Origin of the sequence: Pseudoalteromonas sp. JSTW (assembly GCF_013423925.1) — a bacterium.
Taxonomy (GTDB): domain Bacteria; phylum Pseudomonadota; class Gammaproteobacteria; order Enterobacterales; family Alteromonadaceae; genus Pseudoalteromonas; species Pseudoalteromonas lipolytica.
In genome coordinates this window covers 3,567,989-3,586,510 of record NZ_CP058972.1, presented here as the reverse complement: position 1 = coordinate 3,586,510, position 18,522 = coordinate 3,567,989, and the positions used below count along the sequence as shown (strand labels likewise).

The following is an 18,522-nucleotide window of genomic DNA, read 5'->3' as shown; positions in this document are numbered from 1 at the left end:
AAAATTTATCGTAATCGCAACACGATAAGCCTGCCTTCACGATTATAAGGCAGGCACAAAAAAGCCCGCAAACCTTAGTTTGCGGGCTTTTTTCTGCGTAAACAATCAGGTTTAAACTAATTCGCTTAAGATTGACTCTAGTTTCTCTTGGTCAATGGCGAACTGGCGAATACCTTGGCTTAGCTTTTCAGTGGCCATTGCATCTTCATTCATTTCCCAGCGGAATGCCTGCTCTGTCATCGCTGCTGGCGCGTCTGCTTTTTCAGTCGCAGGTTGTAGCTTTTGTGTCAACGGCGCTTGCGTTGCTGCAAGTTCTGCAAGAAGTTTAGGGCTGATAGTTAAGCGGTCACAGCCTGCTAGTTCTTGAATTTCACCAATGTTACGGAAGCTTGCACCCATAACGATTGTTTCAAAACCATGTTTTTTGAAATAGTTATAGATGTGAGTCACTGACTTAACGCCCGGATCGTTTGCACCGTCGAAATCTGCGCTTGCATCTTGTGCTTTATACCAATCAAGAATACGCCCTACGAATGGAGAGATTAGGTATGCGCCTACTTCGGCACAAGCACGCGCTTGAGCAAATGCAAACACCAGTGTTAGGTTACAACGGATGCCTTGTGCTTCAAGTACTTTAGCGGCTTGAATACCTTCCCATGTAGAAGCAATTTTGATTAACACGCGCGATGTGTCGATACCTTGCTCTTTATAAAGAGCAACAAGCTCAAGAGCTTTATCAACGGTTGCTTGGGTATCAAATGATAAACGCGCATCAACTTCAGTTGACACTAAACCCGGTACTTGCTCCATTAATTTAGAGCCAATTAATACTGCTAGTTTATCAGCTGCTTTGCTTATTACTTCATTTGTATCGTTACTTTGTGCTTTAGCCCATGAAACGGCTTCTGCAGCAAGTGGACGGTATTTCTCAATTTGAATCGCATTTAAGATGAGTGATGGGTTCGTTGTTGCATCTTGCGGTTTGTATTCGTTGATTGCTTCAAAATCACCCGTGTCAGCAACAACGGTTGTCATTGCTTTAAGTTGTTCTAGTTGGTTAGACATAATTATCCCATTCTTATCATACAAAAGTTAATTTAGTGGCTTTAACCTGTTATTTGTGCTGAAAAAACAATCTAATCTTCCAGAAAAACTGCGCAATAAATCGCCCGCCAGCAGCAAATAATCCTGTTAATAATATTTTTATAATACCTTTACAATCTGGTATTGTTGATATTATCATACAAATAAAGATAATGACTAACAATGTTAGTAAGCAATTAGTGAAAGGTAATTATGTCTCGTTATACGTTGGGATTAGACTACGGGTCAGACTCGGTAAGAGCATTACTCGTTGATGTTGCAACTGGTGAAGAACTAGCCAGCCATTTAGTGAACTACCCGCGCTGGGCACAAGGTTTATATTGTGACCCAAGTAAAGATCAGTTTCGTCAGCATCCACAAGACTACATTGATAGCCTTGTTGAAGTAGTGAATGGTCTTTGGTCGCATGTTCCAGCAGGTACCGCAGACAAAGTAGTGGGTATGAGCTTTGATACGACAGGCTCAACGCCTGTGGCTATTAATAGCCAAGGTACACCACTGGCATTAACTGAAGAGTTTGCAGAAAACCCAAATGCAATGTTCATTTTGTGGAAAGACCATACGTCTATTAAAGAAGCAAATGAAATCACTCAAGCTGCAACTAACAACGATGTGAACTACCTTTCACACATGGGCGGTATTTACTCTTCTGAGTGGTACTGGGCTAAAGCATTACATATTTTCCGCGTTGATAGCAGTGTTAAAGCAGCCACTTATTCATGGGTTGAACACTGCGATTGGATGACCGCGCTCATGTGCGGCACAACTCACCCTGAAGCATTAAAGCTAGGGCGTTGTGCAACGGGCCACAAACAAATGTGGAACGAGCAGTGGGGCGGTTTCCCACCAAACAGTTTCTTTACAAGTATCGATCCACTATTAGATGGTGTTGTTGATACTTTAAATGCAACCACAGAGCCAAGCGACCAAGTTGCTGGCAACTTAACCGCTGAGTGGGCCGAGAAGCTAGGTTTACCACAAGGCATTGTGATTGGTTACGGTGCATTTGACTGTCACATGGGGGCAGTAGCTGCCAATGTTCGCCCAGGCGTTCTAACTAAGGTAATGGGTACCTCAACCTGTGACATCACGGTAACGTCTAAAGAGCAACTAGGTGATACCTGCGTTAAAGGTATTTGTGGTCAAGTTGATGGCTCAGTGATCCCTGGATTAATTGGCTTAGAAGCTGGTCAGTCTGCTTTTGGTGACTTATACGCATGGTTTAAAAATCTAGTACTTTGGCCAACTCGCCAACTTACAAATCTATCTGACGCTGAGCAGGCGTTAGTTAACAAGCTAGAAGACTCAATCTTAGTTGATTTATCAAACGCGGCAGCAGCACTCCCTGTAACAAGCAGCGACGTAACTGCGCTTGATTGGGTAAATGGTCGTCGTACGCCAGATGCTGATCAAAGCGTTGCAATGGCATTAACGGGCTTAAAAATGGGCACCGATGCACCTAAATTCTTTAAAGCACTTGTTGAAGCAACGGCGTTTGGCGCACGTGCTATCACTGAGCGTTTTCAAAGTGAAGGCGTGCCAATTGAGTCAGTGGTTGTTATCGGCGGTATTTCTAAAAAATCAGACTACGTAATGCAAACCTGTGCTGATGTTTGGAACTGTCCAATCGACGTTTTAGAGAGTGAGCAAAGTTGTGCATTGGGTGCGGCAATTATGGCTGCGGTTGCTGCGGGTGAGCACGCAACAGTGGCTGATGCGCAAAAAGTGATGGCGTCATCAGTCTGTCATCAGTACTTACCAAACCCTGAGCGTGTAGCGGTGTATGACGCGCTTTATGCCAACTACCAAGCACTTGCAAGCTATGTAAACGGAGACAAAGCATGAGTTTTACTGAACTAAAACGTGAAGTTTATGAAGCGAATATGGAGCTTCAACGTCGTGGCTTAGTAATTTATACCTTTGGTAACGTATCGCAAATCGACCGCGACAAAGGCGTGATTGCGATTAAACCAAGTGGTGTATCGTACGACCAAATGAAAGCCGACGACATGGTGATCGTCGACCTTGAAAACACCATTGTTGAAGGTGCTATGCGTCCGTCTTCTGACACCAAAACACATGTTCATTTATATCGCCACTTCGATGAGATTGGCGGTGTAACACACACGCATTCGACCTATGCAACTGCATGGGCACAAGCAAAACAAAGCATTCCTTGCCTTGGCACAACTCACGCTGACTATGTACACGGTGACATCACCTGTACGCGTGAACTAACTGATGAGCAAGTGAATGGCGATTATGAATTAGAAACCGGTATTCAAATTACTGATGCGTATAAAGACCGCGATCCGAAAGCTGCACCTATGGTGATTGTTGCGGGTCATGCGCCTTTCACGTGGGGTAAAGATGCCGCTCAGTCTGTATACCATGCCGCGCTACTCGAAGAGATTGCTCGCATGGCGTATTTAACACGCACTTTAGATCCACACGCAGCTGAACTTAAAAAAGCAGTGATGGATAAACATTATCTACGTAAGCACGGTAAAAACGCGTATTACGGTCAGAGCAAATAGCAAGAATTTAGAGGATTATTAACATGACGACGATGACGAAAGAAGTCTGGTTTGTTACCGGCTCACAACATCTTTATGGTCCTAAGGTGTTAGAAACGGTCGCCAAAGACAGCGAAGCAATTGTAGCGGGCTTAAACAGCGAAGCGAACCTACCAGTAAACTTGGTATGTAAGCCTACCGTTAAGTCACCTGAAGAAATTCACGCTGTTTGCCAAGCGGCAAATACCGATCCTAACTGTGTTGGTTTAGTATTATGGATGCACACTTTCTCACCTGCGAAAATGTGGATTGCTGGCCTAAGCGAATTACGTAAGCCTTGGTTACACCTTCATACTCAGTTCAATGCAGCCCTTCCTTGGTCTGACATCAACATGAACTACATGAATACGCACCAAAGTGCACACGGTGACCGTGAGTTCGGTTTCATCGGTACAGTAATGCGTAAAGAGCGCAAAGTGGTTGCGGGTCACTGGCAACGTGCTGACGTACAAAAGCAGTTAGATGACTGGTGTCGTGCGGCGAAAGGCTGGGCAGAAAGCCAAACACTTAAAGTAGCGCGTTTTGGCGACAACATGCGTCAAGTAGCGGTAACGGAAGGTAACAAAGTTTCAGCACAAATCACCTTTGGTTATGAAGTACACGCGTTTGGTGTCGCTGAGCTTGTAAAAGTGGTTGATACAATCACTGAAGACGAAATCGATGCACAGTTAGCACTTTATAAGCAAGACTATGTGATTGCTGACGAAACTCTACAAGACGATTACGCCGTGAAAATGCTGCGCAACGAAGCACGTTTAGAGCTTGGTATGGAGCGTTTCTTAGAGAAAGGCGGCTTTAAAGCATTCACAAACTGTTTTGAAGACTTATCAGGTCTTTCGGGTCTTCCGGGTCTTGCTACACAGCGCCTAATGTCGAAAGGCTATGGCTACGGTGGTGAGGGTGACTGGAAAACAGCTGCGATGGTTCGCATCATGAAAGTAATGGGTGAAGGCCGTGAAGGCGGTTGTTCATTCATGGAAGATTACACTTACAACATGGGTGAGACTGACCAAGTACTTGGCGCGCACATGTTAGAAGTATGTCCTTCAATTGCAGCACAAAAACCACGCTTAGAAGTTCACCAACACACGATCGGTGTGAAGTGTGATGTAGGCCGTTTATTGTTTACTGCAAAGCCAGGCGCTGCAATTAACGTATCACCAATTGATATGGGTAACCGTTTCCGCATTCTAATCAACGAAGTAGATACAGTGGCTCCGCCAGCTGATTTACCTCACTTACCAGTGGCTTCAGCACTGTGGGAACCAAAACCAAATCTATCTGTTGCATCTGCTGCATGGATCCACGCAGGTGGCGCACACCACACTGCATACAGCCAAGCAGTCACAACTGATATGATCGTTGATTTTGCTGAAATGGCAGGCGTTGAAACGATGATCATCGATAACGATACGACAATTCGTGGTTTCAAAACAGAGCTTCGTCATAACGCAGCTTATTACATGCTAAAACGTGGCCTGTAAAAACGAGTACATAAAGTACTAGGGCATGCTTTTAGTATGTTCAGTCAAATTTTGTTGTCGATTAAGCCAGTGATGAGCCTCGCTCCTCGCTGGCTTATGCTATTGTGAAGTAACACTTTTTAGGAGTAGATATGATCGACTTAAGCGCCTACCAAGGCATTATTTTTGATATGGACGGCACCTTAATTGACTCAATGGGCAGTCATTTGCAAGCATGGCAGAAAGCCTGTGAAGCGTATGGTTATCCGTTCGATTACGACTACATGTATAGCTTGGGTGGCATACCGACCGTTAAAACCATTGAAATGCTCAATGAAAAATTTGGTTTAGATCACGACCCTCTCGTTGTTGCTAAAGACAAGCACCAATTTTGGGTTGATTTACAGCACCATCCGTTGGTAATTGACGAAACCGTCGCTGTACTTGAGAAATACCATGGCGTACTGCCAATGGGAGTGGGTACAGGGGCTGACCGCGAGCATGCAATTGATCACCTAACAGATACTAATTTAATTAATAAAATAGGCGCCTTAGTTACCGCAAGTGATGTGAGTAAAGGTAAGCCAGACCCAGAAACGTTTTTAAAAGTGGCTGAGCAATTAGGTGTTGAACCCAGTAAATGCGTGGTGTTTGAAGATACGCAAATTGGCTATCAAGCAGCAAAAAGTGCGGGCATGGACTGCATTATGGTAAAAGACGGCAAAATCCAATTTTAGCGATTAAATTTGCAATGATCCCCTTATTTGTATTATAAAACTATAAATACAATTAAAAAAAGGTTATTCATATGTCATTGCAATGTGTTTTCCAAGGTTTAAAAACAACTCATCAAACAGCCGGTTCGAACACGAAAAAGTCGCGCGGGCTTTATGCATTGTTGGTGACATGTGGGATTGCCCTTACACCAGCGTGTGCTCATCAAGGAGACAATATGACAACTTCCCCTTCAGCATCTATGACGGCTTACGGCGTGCTTGCAGATCAAACCCCTGTAAATCAAGTAACACTCACTAACAGCAATGGCATTAGTGTTGATGTAATCAACTACGGCGGTATTATCACGCGCATTGAAACGCCAGATGCAAAAGGCGAAATGGGTAATATTGTACTGGGTTTAGATAACCTAGACGCTTACACAAAAGCAACGACTTACTTTGGCGCTATTATTGGTCGTTTTGGTAACCGTATTGCGAACGGTAAATTCACGTTAAATGGCACCGAATATCAGCTTGCCACTAACGACGGCGACAATCATTTACACGGGGGTGTGCAAGGTTTCGACAAAAAAGTATGGAACATGACACCGTTCACTACGCAAAACAGTGCAGGCGTGACCCTAAGCCTTGTTAGCCCCGATGGTGACCAAGGATACCCAGGTGAAGTAACCACTGAAGTGACTTACACGTTAACCAATAACAACACGCTAGACATGCAGTTTATTGCTACAACGAACAAGCCTACCATTATCAATATGACGCAGCACAGCTACTTTAACTTAGCGGGTAAAGGCGACATTCTTGATCACCAAATGCAAATTAACGCCAAAGCGATTACGCCTGTAGATGGTGGCTTAATCCCAACGGGAGAGTTAATGGATGTAGCAGGCACACCGTTTGACTTCCGTACTGCTAAAGCAATTGGTCAAGATATAAAAGTAAGCAATGAACAGCTTCAGCTTGGTAAAGGCTACGACCATAACTTTGTACTAAAAGACACACCAAGCAAAGAGCTTATTGAAGCGGCAACGGTTTACGAAGCAAACTCAGGTCGTACATTAACCGTTTACACCGAAGAGCCTGCCGTACAGTTTTATTCAGGTAACTTCTTAGACGGTAGTAGCAAGCAAGCGTCTGGCTTAGTGCATAACTTCAGAAGTGGTTTTTGTTTAGAGCCACAACACTTCCCAGATGCACCCAATCAGCCAACGTTCCCAAGCACAACATTATTACCGGGTGACGTGTACTCAACACGCATCGTGTACGAATTTGGTACAAAATAAAGGAACACAAACGTGAAAACAACAAAGCTTAAAAGCGCAATGCAAAAGGCCGGTTTAGCCAGCCTATTTGCCTTGTCGTTTGGCGCGCTGACTGGCTGTCAGACAACGGCTGAAGACAACACAGCTAAAAAAACTGATGTAGCAGCCACAGAAAAAGCGCCCATTCAAGATAATGGCATATTTACCAATCCGCTGTTTCCTAATGGCGCCGATCCATGGCTTGAGTATTGGGATGGTAACTATTACTTAACCACAACAACATGGACTTCTGAATTAGTGATGCGAAAATCGCCCACACTTGCTGGTCTTGCAGATGCAACACCTGTCAATGTGTGGTCTGATTCAAACCCTGAACGTTGTTGTAACTTCTGGGCGTTTGAATTCCATCGCCTAAAAGGGCCAAATGGCTATCGTTGGTACATGATGTACACAGCCGGTACCGATGGCACGCTAGATAACCAACACTTAAATGTTTTAGAAAGTGCCGGTGATGACCCTATGGGTCCATACGAATACAAAGGGGCATTAATGCCAAACGTATGGAATATCGACGGTAACTACCTAACATACAACGATAAACTGTATGTGATTTACTCACAGTGGCAGGGCGATCAACAGTTAAACATTATTGCTGAAATGGAAAACCCATGGACACTGAAAAAGAACTCTCCACATACGGTGATCACGCGTCCTGAGCTAGACTGGGAAATTAGTGGTCGTAAAGTAACGGAAGGCGCTGAAATTATACAGCACAATGGGCGTACGTTTATGACGTACTCAGCAAGCTTCTGTAATACCCCTGACTACAAGCTGGGTATGCTTGAGCTTGTAGGTGATGATCCACTTAAAGCCAGCAGCTGGAAAAAATACGACAAGCCGGTATTTGAGCGCACAGAAGACGTATTTGGCCCAGGTCATAATGGTTTCTTCACGTCGCCAGATGGCACTGAAGATTGGCTGGTTTACCATGGTAATGATTCAGTAGAGCACGGTTGTAGCGCAACGCGTTCTTTACGTGCGCAAAAATTCACTTGGAACAACGATGGAACACCAAACTTTGGTAAACCATTAACGCCGGGTGTTGAAGTCGCCCCACCATCAGGTGAATATGGCCCGCTGGTAACACGTGTACAAGGTCAACGCTACCAATTAGTGAATGCCACAAGTGGCCTATGTTTAGACATCGCTGCAGACCCACAAGATGCGCGCGCAGTGCAGCGCCAGTGTGCAAGCACCAATGGTCAGTGGGTTATTGATGCAACAACAGACGGTTTTGTACGTTTAGCCAACCGCGAAGACAGCAAGTTCTTAGAACTTGAAAGCTGTAACGAGGCTGACAACGCTAAAGTACAATCTGCGGCATGGCGCAATAACTTCTGCCAGCAATGGAAAGTAGCACCAAGCACAGACGGTAATGTGTCTATTACTAACCGTTACACAGGCAAACCTTTAGCGGTTGCAGGGTGTTCGGCTGCGCAAAATCAAGCGGTTTTACAGCAAAGCGACACAACAGCGTGTGGCGACTGGCAATTACGCCCTATGGGCAGTGTTGTGGTATTAAGCCAACAAAGTGGTAAAGCGTTGAGCGTAGCTGGTACAGTTAAAGCTGGTACTAATGTTGAGCAACACGCTTATACGCACAAAGACGCACAGCAATGGTTCTTCACACCAACAGATACGGGTTATGTAAGCCTTAAACAAAGCGCTGACAGCGAGTTCTGTGCTGCAGTAGCCGATAATGCACTCGTGCCGGGTGCCAATGTAGAAATGGCTTCGTGTGCCGCGAAAACAGCACAGTGGCGCATTGCCCCAGTTGAAGGCGGTGGCATCATGCTTATCAACCGTTACACAAAACAAGCATTAGGCTTAAGTAACTGTGGCTTGGCTGAAAACACTAACTTTGCACAACAACCCGATTTAGGTAACAAGTGCCAAGTGTTCCACCTGCGTGAACCACATTAAGTCATAAGTAAAGAATCGACTCAAACCAAAGCCACTTCATTTATGAGTGGCTTTTTTTGTTCCTGTTAATATAACGTGAAGGTATAATTATACAGTTTAAGGGAATGCGCTGGTTGCTTTCTCAGGGAGTAGGAGTTGTAAATGTCTTATTTAATTAATTCAAGTAAACCAATTTCAAGTGTGCATCAGCTGCAAAGTGAAGGTGGTCAGTACATTGAGTTAGCTGAAGCAGGTTATCAAATACCAATAGTCTGGTTAATGTTTTTCAATGAAGATGATTTCATCGAGTCTAAAATTGAATACATGGATGGAGAGGGTAATTTACACTACGATACGATCTCTTTACCGTGTACGACGGTCAAAAAAGCGAAAGAAAATATAGAAAACTCACATCGGTTTTTTACTGAATTATTTCAAGAGCCTGAAATAGCGATAGGGTATTTAGATAAGACAATCGCGCTTTTTGATGAGCTAGAGTACGAGTATCTCATTCTGGATGCGAGTGAATATTTTTATATGAATATTGATGATGCTGAATGGCATTTGTTTCGGAATGCATTTCTTAGAAATGAAAAAGCGAAACGTTTTATTTTTGAATATTCAGGGTATGACGAGGCTTATTTACCGTATCCAGTCGAAGAGTTTTATTCTAATCCCCACTTAGATGACTATGATCGAATGAATAACTCAACGGCACTGAACCCTGCCTTTAGTGATCCGTCTTATCGTATAAGGTATCCCCATGAAACAGCAAGCTCAGCGTTGAGTAAAACAGATACCGCGAGTAACAAAAAGTGGTGGCAGTTTTGGAAAAGTGAGTAAAACTGCTCACGAGTTACTTTGGCTGTTGTTGGAAGTACATGGTACTCGGCTTTTCATCATCAAAAGCTGGCCAGTTTGGTAGTGCGTCATGATTGGGATTCCCGTTTTTAGCGAAGTTAGTCCAATACGTTGCCATAACCTCTGACATTTTTAAGTCGTTTGGTGTGACATTGGGATCTGACTTATTCAAGTTTTTAAACACGTACGCAATTTCATGACCGTGAGCAGAGCCGTGATCTTCATCTTTTGCACCACTCTTTCGGGCAGGGTGATGATCGAAGTAGTACAGGTATACAGGCGCATTACCATATTGTGTTTGTAACTTTGCCCAGCTCCATGTGTGCATAAAAAAGCCAGACAGAGTCTGGCTTTTTACGACAACGAATAAGGAAGGTGAGACAGCTCACCTTACTTATTACTCTTCTTGTGCAGAAGCTGCGTCAAAGAGTGCTTTTATTTCTTCAGCACTAATCGCACCGTTGAAAATTTTCAGTTCATCAATAGCCCCGTTATAAGGGGTATCCCAGTAGTTAACACCCAAGGCAAATTCATTGGTTTCACCAGGTACAGTGAACACGCGAGGGAAACCGCCCGCTTCTAGCTGAAGTTCACCATTGACGTACATTTTTATCGTATCGCCGTTGGTGCCATCAACCGTGAAGGCAACATGTGTCCACTCTTTGAGAGGGATGCGGCTATCTAGCTCTGCATTATCAAAGAATGCGCCATTATTTGCCCACAAACGAGTTAGACTAGAGCCAGCCATCGAAGGCACATAACTCAACCAAGCGTCTGCATTTGCACCTGCAAAGAATGCGGTTGTGTAATCGGTGAAGCTTTCTGGTTTTAACCACATAGATACAGAGTAATCATTGGTTGTAATAAGGTTATCTGGTAAGCGAACACCTGAACCGTCAAGGAATACGGCTTGACCAATGATACCGTCAACAAAAGTTACGTTACCACCAGTGTTGTTAATGAAACCACCCGTTGGTTTACCCGCTGCATACGCACCGTTTAATGCACTTAGGTCACCTTCGAAGCTGTATTCAGCTGGTGCAAGTGATTTTAAGGTTACATCGAATGACTTAGTATCAGTAAAGTCTTTGTACTTAATGGTTGCAGTTAATGTTACAACTTGGTCGCCAGCAGAGGCACTTGGTTGAGTCACAACAGCCGTGCCGTTAACTGGTTTTAAATACTCTTCGTTGTTTGACGTCCAGCTAATACCTGACACAAATGGACCGACACGTGGTAACTCGAAGCTTTCACGTACTGCAGATACATCACCTAAATCAAGCGCATCAGTGATGAAACTTTCGAACTTAGTCGGATCTGTTAGGTTGTTGATTGCTGCACCATTGATGTCTAAGCTGTTTAAGGCGTAGTCATACACGATAAATTCGTCAATTTGACCTTGGAAAGGTAAATCCCACCCGTAGTTAACACCGAGAGCAAAATTGCCTGTTTGCGTGCTGAAGAAATCCGGACGTGGCATTGACCCTGCTCGGATACCATCTCGATAAAGCGTAGCAGTCCCGTTAGCATACGTAATTGCAATGTGATTCCAGTCCATTACCGCAGGAGAACCAGAAATGATTTGGTTCCACATTTCTGTGCCATCTTCAGCAAGGTAACGGCTCCACAGCATTGGTGTTGTTGTAAAGTGCGTGCTACCCGGAATCAAGCTCATCCAACGCGCATCTGATGATGCAGCAAAAAATGTTGGCGTGAAGTCGGTCAACACAGTCGGTTTAAACCAATATGAGATTGTGTACTCATCGCTTGTCACTAAGTCATCAGGTAAACGAACACCCGTTGAACCGTCAAAGTTAAACGCTTTGCCTGTTTGACCTTCAGCGAAAGCGGCTGTGCCTGCACCCACATTTAATAGGTTGTTGTCTGTCACCCCTGCATCACCTAGATTGCCTAAACCATCGCTTAGTGATTCTTCGAATTTGTAGTGTGCAATCGCATTTTTAAATTCTGGACGCGCTTCAAGGTTTACATTAAATGTCTTGGTTGTGCTCTCGCCATTTAAAGAGATATTAGCCGTTAAAGTAACGGATTTATCACCACGGTCTGGCGTAGGGATAAACACAGACCCGTCGCTGGTGATGTAGTATTCATCACTACTTTGCCAGTTAATCGCTGCACCATCTTTACCTTTAGTTGGTAATGAATAGCCTTCGTCTGCAATTGATAATTCAGTTTTTATATCAAGTGCTTCTTGAACAGTGCCCAGCACGTTTGCAGTATCCGTAATTTCATCACGTTTACTTGCCCAAATGGTAGCGCCTTCGCTTGATGTTGCCGATACAGTGACGGCCATCGCTTTGGCGGCGTCATCCCATTGCCATTTAGCCACGCCGAAGTAAGTACCAGAATCAAGCTCTAGTTTGATATTAGAGTCATCAATCATGTACCAGATACCGGGATCATCACCTGTTACTGAGTGATCTTGGTTTAATGCAATATGCATTGAACGAATAGCATCAGTGTTTACATCAGTGCCGTGATTGATAAATTTGTAGTAACCGTAAAGCTCATCAGCAATTACCTTGTTGTCGCCCTCAAGCGGTACATAGCGTTGTGGTGAAGCCATCGGCCAACCTAATGAGTTAATAAACATTTCATGCACACGAACTTGGTGTGCTTCAGTATTGTTAGGGAACTCAGTTGATGTTTGTGGAAAACGGGTGTGTGTTACTAATAAATGACGACCTGTTGCTTCATCGTAGTAAGCCGAGTTATGCCCCGGTGATTGATAGCCCCAAGCAGGTGCTGTTTCGCCAAGTTCTTGGGTGTACTCAAAGCCGCCCATTAGTTTTTCACCAATTTCTAGGCCCCCTATTGCTGCAATGTCATTACCCGCGTTATCTAGGTATGGACCATCAGGTGTTTTTGAGCGAGCAACACGAATGTTATAGCCTCCGTTTAAGTCAAATCCAGCAACTGAGAAGAACAGGTAATAGTACTCGCTCTCTGGGCTATACATTGCAAAGGCGCCTTCTATCGCACGGAAGTCACCACCGACTAGTTTTTTACCGTATCCTTGACCGGCTTCTGGCATTCCGGTCTCTTCGTCCATTGCTAAAACGAAAATACCGCCGGAGTAAGAGCCGTAAACCATCCAAAGCTTGCCGTTTGCATCATAGAATGCTGCAGGGTCAATGGCGTTTGGATCAACGGCGCCATTCCATGTTGTTTGGCCGTTATCGAGTGGGTAGGCTGTAAATTCCGCCTCATTGCGGTAGCCACTGCGTAAGAAAATGCCTTTATTTTTATAGGGGCCTTCAATGTTATCAGCTTCAGCTAAACCAAGGTAAGAGCGGTTCCAACACACTTCATCAACAACATCCGGTGTATCTGGGTTATCTTGTGCACAGTGGTTATAGTAAAACCAAAACTTGCCATTTGGGGCTTTAATAACATCAGCAGCCCAGTTGCCAGTAAAGCCATCTGTCCATTCAATACCCTCGGCAATTTCACCTGTGTAGTTGTAATCAAATAGGGGGCTTTCATTAACGGCTGCGTTAGCTGAAAGGCTAGAAATCATTTCCCAGTTCAAGAGATCAGTTGATTTAGCGGCAGCAAGGTGTGAACCAAAAATATAATAAGTGTCGTCAACTTTAACGACAGAAGGGTCATGTACACTGACATTAGTAACCATTACGCTTCCTGATTCAGTGTATTCAACACTGCTGCTTACAGTCGGTTTTGCGCTTTGGGGTTCGGTAACTGCAAGAGACGAGTTAAGCTTAGTACCCTCTTCTTTGCCACAACCTGTCACAGCCAAAGAGCAGGCTATGACCATGGCTAATTTATTTAATTTCATTTTATGTGTCCTCTTGAAACTGGGATTCATTTTTTATTCGATTGTTGTCAATAAAATTGCCGCGTGCCTATATCAAACTAATAAGAACGTAGTATTGTAATTTTATAGTACGATTTAAAATGTGCAAATACTTTTGCAAAGGTAATTGATATGTAAACATGAAGTGTCAGTGTTTACAATATGTACAGCGTGATTTTAATTTTTTCAAGTTGCCAATTTTGGCGTTTTTTTCGCTGTTTTTACTCTTTTAGGGAAGTTTTTACTTATCGGAAAGTGAGGATTTTCCAGTAAATATGTTTATTTGTATTACATTTGAGCACTAAAAAGGGCTCTTTAAGAGCCCTTTTTGAGATTACTTGTCTTGTTTACTGAGACCTTCAGTGGTCATGATAATACGTTTAAGCGTGCCGTCTTCATTGTAGTAAAGTGGTTCGATAGCCACGGAACGACGAAAACGCCCACCACTTGGTTTGCCATCAATTGGTGGTACTGCACCTGTATGGTAAATAAAATAATCTTTACCTTTGTATTCGATAATTGATTGGTGGTTTGTTTCACTGTTGCCCGCGATTTCATTCAAGATACCTTTATATTCCCACGGTCCATGAATACTTTTACTCATTGCATAACAGATTTTTTCAGGGAACTCACAGGCGTACGATACATAGTAGTTATCATTTTTTTTATGCACCCATAATGCTTCTGTAAAGTTTGGCAAATCGATTGTTTTTATTTCCCCATCAAGCGAAAGTAAGTCATCGCTCAGCTTTACATATTTTGGCACTAAGTTACCAAAGAACATGTATGTATCGCCGTTTTCTTCGGTATAAATAGCAGGATCAATATCATCCCAATCATTCGGTGTGTGCTTGGTCATATCGTCTGTAACAAGCGCATGGCCTATGGCGTCTTTAAATGGGCCTGTCGGTGACTTAGACGTTGCAACACCAATAGCAAAGCCCGGTTTTGTATCGTTGTGACGAACCGTGGTAAAGAAGTAAAAGGTGCCATCACGCTCAATCATGTGTGAAGCCCACGCTTCGCCTTTTGCCCACTTAAAGTCAGTGGCTTTCATAATTGGGCCATGCTTTTTCCAATTCACCATGTCGGTAGACGAAAAGGCGAGCCAGTCATGCATTTCGAAAAATACATCGTTATTAGGTGCTTCATCATGGCCTGTATAAAGGTATACGGTGTCGTTGTGAACAAGTGCTGCGGGATCTGCTGTAAAAACATCGGTAAATAATGGGTTTTGTGCAACGGCTAAGCTACTCGAAAAAAGCAATGGCAGTGCTAACGCTTTCAATTTCTTCATGAGTGTCCTCTGTGACTAATGATTGTTGTACGAACTGCTGCTTTTGTGCTTAAAACTCATTCTAAATGACCAGATAATACACAGTGTACGCCTGATTATACTGAGTAACTGATTGTTTACATCGAAACAAATCAGCAAAAGTGCAGCAAAAATTAATTCTATATTGTATTATTGTATTTTAATCATAGTAGCATCAAAATTCGCTGGGTAAATAACTTGTTAGCCCTTTTTTGTCGCTCTAGGTGAACTAAAGACAAATTAAACAAGCAAATGATTACATGCTAAGTTTATGATAATAATCGGTATTAATGAATAACCAAAGCATAAACGCAGCACGCTTTAAGTTTGTAACATGTTATAATTGCGGCATTTTTTGTAAACATAATGGCAGTTATTTTAATTTGGCTTTTTGAGTTGACTGTCAAATAATCATACAATATGATTAAAGTTCAGGCAGCAATGTATTAACATAATAAAATATAGACTCACTTGCGCACCGTTTTGACAACACACGATGCACAATAAAGTGGTCACTCTTCGGTAACTGAATGGGGAAAGTTCAGCGGGCCGATATAACTATAATTTGGAGAACACCGCTTATGTTTAAAAGAACACACATAGCCAGTGCTGTAGTTATGGCATTTACCTGTCAATTTGCTTTCGCTCAAGAGCAAGCACCAAATACTCCTGAAAAGAACGTCGATGAAATGGAAGTTATTCAGGTATCAGGTATTCGCGGCAGTTTAAACAAAGCACTTGATGAAAAACGTGCAAGCGTTCAAATCGTGGATGCTATTGTTGCAGAAGATATTGGTAAATTCCCTGATAACAACGTAGTTGAAGCGCTTCAACGTGTGACGGGTGTACAAACAACGGGCCGTGGTGCAGGTGAAGTAAGTGCGGTTTCAATCCGTGGCCTTACTGACGTCAATACGACTATTAATGGTCGTGCTATATTTACTGGTGCGGGCCGTGATGTGGCACTGCAAGACATTCCAGCAAGCTTACTATCAGGTGTTACAGTTTATAAAACTCGTTCGGCAGATCAAATTGAGCGTGGTATCGCAGGGGCGATCGACATTAAAACGCATCGCCCATTCAACTTTGACGGTGAAAAAGTCGTTTTAGCGGCACGTGCTATTTATGCTGATCAGCCAGATAAAGTTGATCCAAATATCAGTGCGTTACTCTCTAACCGTTGGGACATCGATGGTGCAGGTGAGTTTGGTGCTTTAGTTAATATTTCATACGCTGAAACACATTATCGCGATGATACAATTACAGCAGGTGCAGCATTTCCATTTTTTACTGACAAGCCGCATCATAATTATTCACCGTATTCTCGAATCCCTGACCGTGACTCTCAAGATAATCTAATTTGGCAAGGTGGTTTAGAAAATGGTCTACCATCATCAGAGGGTTCTACGTTGAACGTAGAAGGTGAACCAACTGAGTATTTATTAGCGCGAGATGCTATTTTCGGTACTTCATTTACAGGTTTGCGTAAGCGCCCTGCAGCATCAATATCTTTGCAGTGGGCACCAAATGAAACACTTGAAATTACGGCGGAAGGTTTCTACACGGGTTACGAGAATCAATCTCAAAATGCGTTATGGTTTTCAAATACCTTTGAAACTGGTAACGGCTTTATTGAAACCCCCACAGTATTTGATGGCACTAACGTCGTTAAAGAAAAACAAGCAATCGGTGCTGGTGGCTTCCAAAGTGGTGACTATAACTCTGAAACAACAGATAGCTACTTATATGCATTAGGTGCCGAGTGGCAAGCAAGCGATTATCTAACTATTAAATCTGAAGTGGTTTATCAAGACAGTGAATATAAGTCGGACTTTTTTGCAATGCGTTTTGATCGCACTTCGTATGGTTTAGATGTTGACTTTAATGACAATGATGGTGTGCCAAGTATCTCATTTTGGGATGATCCAAACACCACAGTAAACGAAGCTGATATGGCTGCGATAGAAAATTGGAATGCTAGTACTATTTATGACAGTGCTGCTGGTAATAGCGGTGATGCCATCACTTTCACAATTGACGGTGAGTATCTTTTTGGCGGTACTTACATAGATAAAGTTCGATTTGGTGGGCGTTTCGAAAACCGTTCAGCACAAGAATTTACTAGAGATGATAATAAAGTTATTGGCAATACTTCAGTTGCAAGCCTAATGGAACAGCTAGTCGCTGCAGGCGCATCAGGAGATGGAAGTGGCTTAATTTTTAAAGTAGATGATTATTTTGATGGTCGTGCAGATGTATTTGATAGTTTCATTACTGCAGATGGTAGTTATTTACTGAAAAATGCCGATGCGGTTCGCCAAGTATATGATACTCAAGTTGAAGGTATAGCTAAATCTTTTGATATTGATGAAACTTCTTATGCATTTTATGCAACCACTAATTTCTTTTTAACGGAAGATATTAGTGGTGAATTTGGTTTACGTTATGTGAACTATGAACAAGACATGAAGTTTTATGATACAGATAACAATGGTGAGCTAACAACAGGTAAAAATAAAACAGATAAAATTTTACCAAGTCTAGTACTTAACTGGAACATCACTGATGACGTGGTAGGACGTGTAGCATATACAGAAACACTGCGTATGCCTAATTTTGCTGACCTGAACACGGTTGTAAGATTACAAGACCCACTAACTGATATACCTTATGGTACGGGAACGGGTGGTAATTCTAATTTACAACCGACAGAGTCAAAAAACTATGACTTATCACTTGAGTGGTACTTTGCTGATACAAGCTCAATTTACGCTGCTTACTTTAACCGCGAAATTGAAGGCTTAGTGTTACCTGGACGTAAGACTGAGATTCTTGAAGGTAATGATGGTGTAACTAGACCTTATGTGATTAGTACATCAGTGAATGCGTCAAACGGGGAGCTTTCGGGCTTTGAACTGGGGGCTGTCTATTTTCCTGAAAACTTGCCAGAAATGTTAAATGGTTTTGGTGTACAAGCAAGTTTCACACTACTTGATTCATCACAAGAAACTCCTGACTTTAATCGTGCTGGAGAGATTACAGAATATGTTAAGTCGCAAATGGCTGGCGTATCTGATGAGTCTTACAGCATCGTCGGTATTTACGAGCGTGATTCATTTGACATGCGTTTATCTTACGTGTGGCGTTCAGAGTTTTACACCGGTAACGAAGCAGCTAGCTTTGCTAATCCGATTCAGTTCTGGAGCCGCCCAGAGCAAAGTTTAGACTTCCAGTTTAGTTACAATGTAAATGATGACTTTGTTGTGACATTTGATGCAACTAATATCCTAGATGATGTGTATCAGAACTACTACGGTAAAGGTAACGATAACTTATTTAATTTCGGTAACGGTATCTATTCACGTACATTCGCGCTAGGTATCCGTTATTCTTTCTAAAATTCT

12 protein-coding genes are annotated in these 18,522 nt (G+C 42.9%); 8 read left to right on the top strand and 4 right to left on the bottom strand.

Translation table 11 applies throughout. The features are described from left to right. Positions 1–111: 111 nt before the first annotated feature. The gene (gene tal / locus GZH31_RS16120) at positions 112–1,065 is read right to left on the bottom strand and encodes a transaldolase (protein WP_180311247.1); all 954 of its coding nucleotides are present in this window, start codon (positions 1,063–1,065) and stop codon (positions 112–114) included. 231 nt (positions 1,066–1,296) lie between these two features. Between tal and GZH31_RS16115 the strand changes: the two genes are divergently transcribed. The 7 genes from GZH31_RS16115 (at position 1,297) to GZH31_RS16085 (ending at position 9,947) form a co-directional block, all read left to right on the top strand. After that, a complete protein-coding gene (locus GZH31_RS16115) occupies positions 1,297–2,949 on the top strand; it encodes a ribulokinase (RefSeq protein WP_036973626.1) in 1,653 nt (550 codons plus the stop codon). Continuing rightward, complete coding sequence (locus GZH31_RS16110; RefSeq protein WP_036973625.1) at positions 2,946–3,641, top strand: L-ribulose-5-phosphate 4-epimerase; 696 nt, start codon at positions 2,946–2,948, stop codon at positions 3,639–3,641. The genes GZH31_RS16115 and GZH31_RS16110 overlap by 4 nt, the downstream gene beginning before the upstream one ends. Positions 3,642–3,664: 23 nt before the next feature. Then, entirely contained in the window at positions 3,665–5,164 is a 1,500-nt protein-coding gene (gene araA, locus GZH31_RS16105) for an L-arabinose isomerase (RefSeq protein ID WP_074989529.1), read from the top strand. 131 nt (positions 5,165–5,295) lie between these two features. Further along, positions 5,296–5,880, top strand: a complete 585-nt coding sequence (locus GZH31_RS16100; protein WP_036973623.1) for an HAD family phosphatase — start codon at positions 5,296–5,298, stop codon at positions 5,878–5,880. Positions 5,881–6,095: 215 nt separating this feature from the next. Then, complete coding sequence (locus GZH31_RS16095; RefSeq protein ID WP_230236563.1) at positions 6,096–7,163, top strand: aldose epimerase family protein; 1,068 nt, start codon at positions 6,096–6,098, stop codon at positions 7,161–7,163. 12 nt (positions 7,164–7,175) lie between these two features. Continuing rightward, entirely contained in the window at positions 7,176–9,125 is a 1,950-nt protein-coding gene (locus GZH31_RS16090) for an RICIN domain-containing protein (protein ID WP_230236565.1), read from the top strand. 141 nt (positions 9,126–9,266) lie between these two features. Beyond that, entirely contained in the window at positions 9,267–9,947 is a 681-nt protein-coding gene (locus GZH31_RS16085; RefSeq protein WP_036973621.1) for a hypothetical protein, read from the top strand. Positions 9,948–9,960: 13 nt separating this feature from the next. On the opposite strand, the gene GZH31_RS16080 is transcribed toward GZH31_RS16085, so the two are convergent. The 3 genes from GZH31_RS16080 to GZH31_RS16070 all read right to left on the bottom strand — a co-directional run bounded on the left by GZH31_RS16080 (position 9,961) and on the right by GZH31_RS16070 (position 15,100). Then, entirely contained in the window at positions 9,961–10,293 is a 333-nt protein-coding gene (locus GZH31_RS16080; RefSeq protein ID WP_230236567.1) for a carboxylesterase family protein, read from the bottom strand. A gap of 69 nt (positions 10,294–10,362) precedes the next feature. Then, positions 10,363–13,785 carry a LamG-like jellyroll fold domain-containing protein gene (locus GZH31_RS16075; RefSeq protein ID WP_180311245.1) on the bottom strand — a complete coding sequence of 1,141 codons (3,423 nt, stop codon included), beginning with the start codon at positions 13,783–13,785 and terminating at the stop codon, positions 10,363–10,365. Positions 13,786–14,137: 352 nt separating this feature from the next. Then, a complete protein-coding gene (locus tag GZH31_RS16070) occupies positions 14,138–15,100 on the bottom strand; it encodes a glycoside hydrolase family 43 protein (protein ID WP_036973618.1) in 963 nt (320 codons plus the stop codon). Between the two features lie 599 nt (positions 15,101–15,699). Here GZH31_RS16070 and GZH31_RS16065 point away from each other — a divergent pair. Next, complete coding sequence (locus GZH31_RS16065) at positions 15,700–18,516, top strand: TonB-dependent receptor (protein WP_180311244.1); 2,817 nt, start codon at positions 15,700–15,702, stop codon at positions 18,514–18,516. The last annotated feature ends 6 nt before the right edge of the window (positions 18,517–18,522 follow it).